General features: G+C 47.6%; 12 protein-coding genes. All 12 read left to right on the forward strand.

Translation table 11 applies throughout. The features are described from left to right. The coding region (locus QUB25_RS29225; RefSeq protein WP_333188923.1) for a hypothetical protein at positions 1-562 on the forward strand (562 nt) is incomplete at its 5' end. Positions 563-821: 259 nt separating this feature from the next. After that, positions 822-1136 carry a hypothetical protein gene (locus QUB25_RS29230; RefSeq protein ID WP_333188925.1) on the forward strand — a complete coding sequence of 105 codons (315 nt, stop codon included), beginning with the start codon at positions 822-824 and terminating at the stop codon, positions 1134-1136. 71 nt (positions 1137-1207) lie between these two features. Further along, positions 1208-1495, forward strand: coding sequence for a hypothetical protein (locus QUB25_RS29235; RefSeq protein WP_333188927.1), 288 nt, complete (start codon positions 1208-1210; stop codon positions 1493-1495). Then, complete coding sequence (locus tag QUB25_RS29240; protein WP_333188929.1) at positions 1492-1680, forward strand: hypothetical protein; 189 nt, start codon at positions 1492-1494, stop codon at positions 1678-1680. The genes QUB25_RS29235 and QUB25_RS29240 overlap by 4 nt, the downstream gene beginning before the upstream one ends. Before the next feature lie 220 nt (positions 1681-1900). Next, positions 1901-2338, forward strand: coding sequence for a hypothetical protein (locus QUB25_RS29245; protein WP_333188931.1), 438 nt, complete (start codon positions 1901-1903; stop codon positions 2336-2338). Beyond that, positions 2331-2696: a hypothetical protein gene (locus QUB25_RS29250; protein ID WP_333188933.1), complete on the forward strand. Its 366-nt coding sequence runs from the start codon at positions 2331-2333 to the stop codon at positions 2694-2696. The genes QUB25_RS29245 and QUB25_RS29250 overlap by 8 nt, the downstream gene beginning before the upstream one ends. Continuing rightward, positions 2696-3217 (forward strand): hypothetical protein, encoded by a 522-nt coding sequence (locus tag QUB25_RS29255; protein ID WP_333188935.1) that lies wholly within the window; start codon positions 2696-2698, stop codon positions 3215-3217. Before QUB25_RS29250 ends, QUB25_RS29255 begins: the two co-directional genes overlap by 1 nt. After that, entirely contained in the window at positions 3217-3396 is a 180-nt protein-coding gene (locus QUB25_RS29260; RefSeq protein WP_333188937.1) for a hypothetical protein, read from the forward strand. The genes QUB25_RS29255 and QUB25_RS29260 overlap by 1 nt, the downstream gene beginning before the upstream one ends. Beyond that, positions 3396-3659, forward strand: coding sequence for a hypothetical protein (locus QUB25_RS29265; RefSeq protein WP_333188939.1), 264 nt, complete (start codon positions 3396-3398; stop codon positions 3657-3659). The genes QUB25_RS29260 and QUB25_RS29265 overlap by 1 nt, the downstream gene beginning before the upstream one ends. Further along, positions 3650-4231 carry a hypothetical protein gene (locus QUB25_RS29270; RefSeq protein WP_333188941.1) on the forward strand — a complete coding sequence of 194 codons (582 nt, stop codon included), beginning with the start codon at positions 3650-3652 and terminating at the stop codon, positions 4229-4231. The genes QUB25_RS29265 and QUB25_RS29270 overlap by 10 nt, the downstream gene beginning before the upstream one ends. A gap of 502 nt (positions 4232-4733) precedes the next feature. Beyond that, on the forward strand, positions 4734-5009 hold the full coding sequence (locus tag QUB25_RS29275) for a hypothetical protein (protein WP_333188942.1): 276 nt from the start codon (positions 4734-4736) through the stop codon (positions 5007-5009). A gap of 135 nt (positions 5010-5144) precedes the next feature. Further along, a partial coding sequence (locus tag QUB25_RS29280; protein WP_333188943.1) for a hypothetical protein occupies positions 5145-5589 on the forward strand: 445 nt, incomplete at its 3' end.

The raw sequence follows: 5589 nt of genomic DNA on the forward strand, positions 1-5589 counted from the left end.
TCAAAAACGAGACTCTCAGTCTCAAAAACGAGACTCTCAGTCTCAAAAACGAGACTCTCAGTCTCAAAAACGAGACTTTGAAACGTCAAAACCCTTACCAGCAAAGCGTTTTGAAACGTCTCAGACTATTCAGACTTATTCAGATTTATTAAATACTCTCTCAGAAGGAGTGAGAGAGAGATTTGAAAATTTTTGTAAGAAGAAAATTGAAGAGTGTCAGTTCCGAATAGCTAGTCGAAAATCGTGGCTTAACAAGCACGGAGCTGAGTATTGGGAAGAATACCAAGAGAAGTACCCCAATGCCCTCTCTAATGAAGCAGTAACACCCCCCAAAACGGATGTTTCTGACCTGGTAGATATTCCCTACCTACAACGGCTATATGGAGATGGTTGGCAAGAAGCAGCAAAACACCATGGACTTATCCTCCCGAATTCTCCGACGGTAGAAATTCAGAAGGAATCAGAGCAAGTTGTTCCCTCTAAATTGCCCACTAGAAGCTATGCACCATGTCCTGACCATTTGCGTGGGCAAATAGGTAAGTTGTTTACGACCAGAACTTAGAGCGAAAAGTAATCTCGTTTAGGAGCGATGCAGTTCGCGTACTTGAGGAAGCTCTAGAATCCCTCAATCCCTCAATCCCGAGATTCCGAGATTCTAGCCACATCACGCAAATTACAACCACAGGGAGTGTGTGCCACTCCCTGTGTTGCCGTGTGCCAATGTCAATAATAAAAGTAGTGTAGACAACTGTAGACAAATGTGTTGACATTGTAGACAGGTATCAGTTATTGTAGACAAATGATGTCTACAGGTGTCTACAATGAGCAACAGTCAGGTAATATCGTTCCGCGCTTCAGGTCACTTCCTCAACTGGATTGAAGCTCAGAGGGAGGAGGGAGAATCGCCCAGCCAAGCAGCGATGCGCGTTTTAAAAGCACTCGCTAGCGGTGAGGAGGTGAAAGTGTCTACAGCAGTGTCTACAACACTGTCTACACAAAGCAATGATAATTTGATGTCTACAGAGGTGTCTACAATGACACCCGAAGTTGTAGACACACAGATAGAGACTAAGCTTGACCCTATTTTGCAAAAAATGGCAGAGATGGAAGAACGGCTGGGAAAATTGAGGGCCTGAGTGAAACTCCCGCAGAGGAATCACTCAGGCCGGACGTTAACGAAGAAATTGACAACTTGCACCAGAGCCTATTGGCAGCCGACACTATTATCCGACTCAGGAATCAGGAAGTTTCAGCGCAAAATTCCCGCCTGACAGCGAAGGATGAAACTATCGCAGAGCTGGGCGAGCAAATTGACAAACTAGAATCCGAACTTGCAGCGGAACTCTCCGACCTGAAACAAAAATCGACTGCTGCCGGGAAAGATTTACCCGACGCAGCGGACATCCTCAAGAATTTAAGGAAAGCCCTGGGTAAGAAATCTACCGCATCGCTCGCAGATGTTGAGAAAATCTTAGAAATTTTGGAGGAAGGATGAACTCAGATTTGAGAGAAGGATTAGAGAAATTTCTCGCATGGTGGCTAGCATTAAAGACGGGAAGTCAGCCACGCGATGCGAACGAACTCCGGCAAGCCTTTTCAGATGAGCTGAACGAGCGGACGGATGAATTTATTTCCGATCAGGACTGGGATGAAATTCTTGCTGATAGCGGCGATGATTGAAGGGTCCTGAGACACATCTCGCTAAGAATTAGGAATTATGCCCCGATTAACTTCGGGGCTTCCCTCGCACAAAACTTTACAGCCGTCCATTGACAGATAGCTGAAATACTGCGATCGTAAGTTTAAGGAAGATTGATGCGCGGGAACCAGGCACTTGCAATGCCAGATTACCCACGAACTTCCCCAAACGTTCTCTTTCAACGCTTGGAGCCTAACTATCATGCCACATTCAGCCGATTGCCCGGAGGGGCGATCGCAACACTTTACATTACCTCGGCGCGACTTCCTGCAAAAAACAGCATTGGCCGCTTTGCCGTTCATCTTTTTGCGGCCTCAGCCTACTGCTGCGTCTCCTAGCTCTCAGCCTGATACTGCTACCCCTCTCAGTAAGTACCCTTTGCCTCAATTCAACATAGGCGATTTGGTTGCCCAAGACTGGGAGCCAAACGACGACGATGCTCCAGAGTTTGCCACAGACTTTGGTGAAATTTTAGGGATGCGCTGGATTCCAGAACCTGATAGCTATTGCTCGATTGCTAATACCTGGGTTTATTACATCAGGTGGACTCACAGCAGTTGCCCCGGTTGTCTTCCTGAACCTTATTGTGATGGCGAGCTGACCCTGGCTGCTGACTTGAGGCTTGTCAATCATGCCTGAGCCAATGCGTTCCCGCCGCCGAATCGAGCACTTAAAGCAGCTCGCTTATGACTGCAACCTCACAAACGAGCAAGCACGAAAATTCGGGAAACTCACAGCAACAGCAACATGGGAAAAATTGCTGACTTCGCACGGTTTAGAGTTCGATCGCAATCTTTCGACTACTTCCAACACAGCAGCGCCTGCTAGCCAGGACTCAAATCACTCAATCAACTTTTTTGAATGGGTGGATTTTGGGCAGGCTCTCGCCCTTGCTCTTGCCTCGGTTGGCTGCGCTTTGCTGATTTTAGGATTGTTCCCCCGCATCAATCCCCTCAACTTACTCCCGGTAAAAATCACAATTCAGGTAGGTAAATAATGAGTTTACAACTGCGATTATTCGGTGGCGGTCAATCCGACGCGCCTAAAGATGGTGGCAAGCTCGCCGTAAATGATGGCGGCCACAGCATCGACAAATCAAAGGTACTTGCCAGCACTGACGCGCAAGCCCTAAGCCCGATGAATCCCGGTAGTTTTGCTAGCATCCGGTCTGTGCCAGTAATCGAATCGCCTCGCTATGCCGACAAAGAGGAAGCTAAGGCGATGGAAAAAATGGCTACTGAATGCGAGTCGGGGGCGAAATACGCCAAACGGCTCTATGTTGCACTCGGACGGATTGACACGGCTGATACGAAGGTACACAAGGAACACGCGAAATATAAAGGGGGCATTGCCCGGAACGAACTCCGAAAAATCAAAGCAAACACTACCTACGCTAAGAGCTTGCACGGATTGCGGGAAGGGTACGCAAAGCAGGGCATGAGACTTGATAACGCTGACAACAGGGCACGGGCTGCCATTGACACCATCAAAGCGCAGTTAACGGGGGGTCAGTCCTGATGAAATACCATCGTGACGTTTTTGTGATTGTCGATGGACGGGAGAACCAAGTCGTCCGACTGCAATCGAATTCCGAGATTGACGCCTACTCTGCTTTGAACGCGGCGGCCCGCATTCTGCCACCAGTGAAACCAGGTGAATCTCGCCACCTTAAAGTTTATAGCGGGGAGGAAAGCTAATGAGAGCGGCAAGCTTGGCAAACTACTTTACTGCCGGGTGCGCCGCTTCCTCCCTTCTGGGATGGGTAGCGAGTTTGCATCCGATGTCATTCCGAGCGATCGCCTTCTTGACAGCAGCAAGTTTTATTTTGTGGGGATTGTGCTGGCTGCTAGATTTCTCAGTCAGTGGATGGCTCAAGATTTCAGTCACTAACCTGCAAGCTTTGCTTCTGGCAATTTTGGCCGCTGGAATTATCGGCGCGGGGGTGTGGCTATGCAGTTGAAAATGTTTGTCCTCTCCGGTAGTGCATTAATTCTCTGGCTAGCTCCCCTAACCGCACTCGATCGTCGTGTGGGCTGGCACAAATTGGCACAAGGTTTATCCCTCGGTTCTGCTGTGGTTTGTGCTGTCAGCGCGGGTAATCTTGCTAAGAAAATAGCAGAAGATGCTGAGATTGAGGAATGGAAAGCGAGGGCGATTAAGGCTGATGTGGCTGATGAAATTGCCGTTAGCACCTATGTAAGTCAGCAGTCCCGTCAACAGGAGGCAGAACAAATCTTGAACGGACAATCGGAGTGTTCAGAAGACGTTCAAAGGCTGGAACGCGCTCTAGCTCTACCTTGTAGTCAGGAGAACATTGAGTGTTCCGAACAGTCCGATCAACTAGCCAGATCGGAGGAAGACGGAACAGAGAACAAGGATGCGGAACGCCGCGAACAGATTATGCAACTGCGGGCCCGTGGTTATGGCAAGGGAAAAATCATTCTTGAAATATGGGGCTTGAATAGAGGAGGCTCTCAAAAATACAAAGACGCTGAGGCTGAGTACAAACGCTTAATAGGTGAGGAGGCATAGGCAGTTGAAAAGTAAGAAGCAGATCGAGTGTGTGGTTTTGCAGAACCCTATAGGGTTCTGCACTATCTTTACTGCTGCTTCACTGCTTCTTCCTCAATTCGTCCCTGCAGATCGAGTGTGTGGTTTCCTGCAACCCTATAGGGTTGTTGCGCATCTTTACTGCTGCTTCACCGATCGCCTAAAGCTTCCCATCATTCAAAATATAGCCCTCAAACCCGCGTTATAAGTGTGTTTCTCATGCACAAACTCATATGAGTTTCTGTAAATAATTCGTTATGCGCGGCTACCGCTGACAGAACGAGATTTAGGCCGCTAAAACCTGTTTATAAACGTGCATAGAGAAAAAAGGAAACCTATAGATTTCCAGCTCAACAGTGCATAGAGAAATATCGCTGAAACTCGCATTCTTGCGTACCCACCAAAAGGCTTAACACTATGCGCTAGCACTTCTCACTCTGTATAGATTTGTACTCTCAATCCCATCCGCCGCTAAAATATCCACATGGACAATAGACCTATCACGCCTAGAGAGAGAATAGAGGCCCGCCGAGAAGAACGAGAATCTCGACGGTCGTTTCTCAAGCACTACTACCACAACCCTTGGAGGGTTTGGGCGATAGTGACTGATTATTTGGCGTGGGTAAAAGTTCTGTCCGCAGCAGGATACTTAAAGAATCTAGCTCAACTGCTGAAAGCTCTGATTCCCATCCCTAAATTCTGCAATGGCTTAATCGGCGTCTCACTCACCGACAGTGTTACCGCACCCTCAATCAACTAGCGGGGCGGTGCCAATTACGCTTTTTCATTTTCCAAAAATCTAAACACCAAAAAACCGCTGCTATCAATTGGACCTGAACGCAACGGTTTTGAGGATTAATCCACCTTCAACTCGCTTGGGCGCGAGCTAAATTTCATGTACAACGATTCTACTCCGATCGGCGGTAAAAGTTCAAGCACTCGTGAAAATCTTGCAGAGCCTCAAGAGCAAGAGCTTTATATTCAAATCAAGGATGAGGTTGTAGACCAAATTATTGAACATGGTCTGAGCAAAACTGAATCAAAGCTTTTCTTCAAGCTCCTCAAATATGACCGTTTTGGCGACAGACCCGTAAAAGTCAAGGTTGCTGAGATTCTACTCGTGACTGGAATCAGCAAAGCTTGTTACCATCGCGCCATCGCTAGATTTGAAGCGATGGGCTGGTTTGGCTTCAAACACTCAGACGTTGAGATTAGTAATTTTTGTGTGCCGACAAAATTGTCTCAAAAACGAGACTCTCAGTCTCAAAAACGAGACTCTCAGTCTCAAAAACGAGACTCTCAGTCTCAAAAACGAGACTCTCAGTCTCAAAAACGAGACT

The organism is Microcoleus sp. B3-D7 (assembly GCF_036705305.1).
Lineage (GTDB): Bacteria > Cyanobacteriota > Cyanobacteriia > Cyanobacteriales > Microcoleaceae > Microcoleus.

Bases quoted from the DNA above. Each gene is read 5' to 3' on its own strand.
- QUB25_RS29230 (WP_333188925.1), top strand. From the start codon at position 822: ATGAGCAACAGTCAGGTAATATCGTTCCGCGCTTCAGGTCACTTCCTC.
- QUB25_RS29240 (WP_333188929.1), top strand. From the start codon at position 1,492: ATGAACTCAGATTTGAGAGAAGGATTAGAGAAATTTCTCGCATGGTGG.
- QUB25_RS29245 (WP_333188931.1), top strand. From the start codon at position 1,901: ATGCCACATTCAGCCGATTGCCCGGAGGGGCGATCGCAACACTTTACA.
- QUB25_RS29250 (WP_333188933.1), top strand. From the start codon at position 2,331: ATGCCTGAGCCAATGCGTTCCCGCCGCCGAATCGAGCACTTAAAGCAG.
- QUB25_RS29255 (WP_333188935.1), top strand. From the start codon at position 2,696: ATGAGTTTACAACTGCGATTATTCGGTGGCGGTCAATCCGACGCGCCT.
- QUB25_RS29260 (WP_333188937.1), top strand. From the start codon at position 3,217: ATGAAATACCATCGTGACGTTTTTGTGATTGTCGATGGACGGGAGAAC.
- QUB25_RS29265 (WP_333188939.1), top strand. From the start codon at position 3,396: ATGAGAGCGGCAAGCTTGGCAAACTACTTTACTGCCGGGTGCGCCGCT.
- QUB25_RS29270 (WP_333188941.1), top strand. From the start codon at position 3,650: ATGCAGTTGAAAATGTTTGTCCTCTCCGGTAGTGCATTAATTCTCTGG.
- QUB25_RS29275 (WP_333188942.1), top strand. From the start codon at position 4,734: ATGGACAATAGACCTATCACGCCTAGAGAGAGAATAGAGGCCCGCCGA.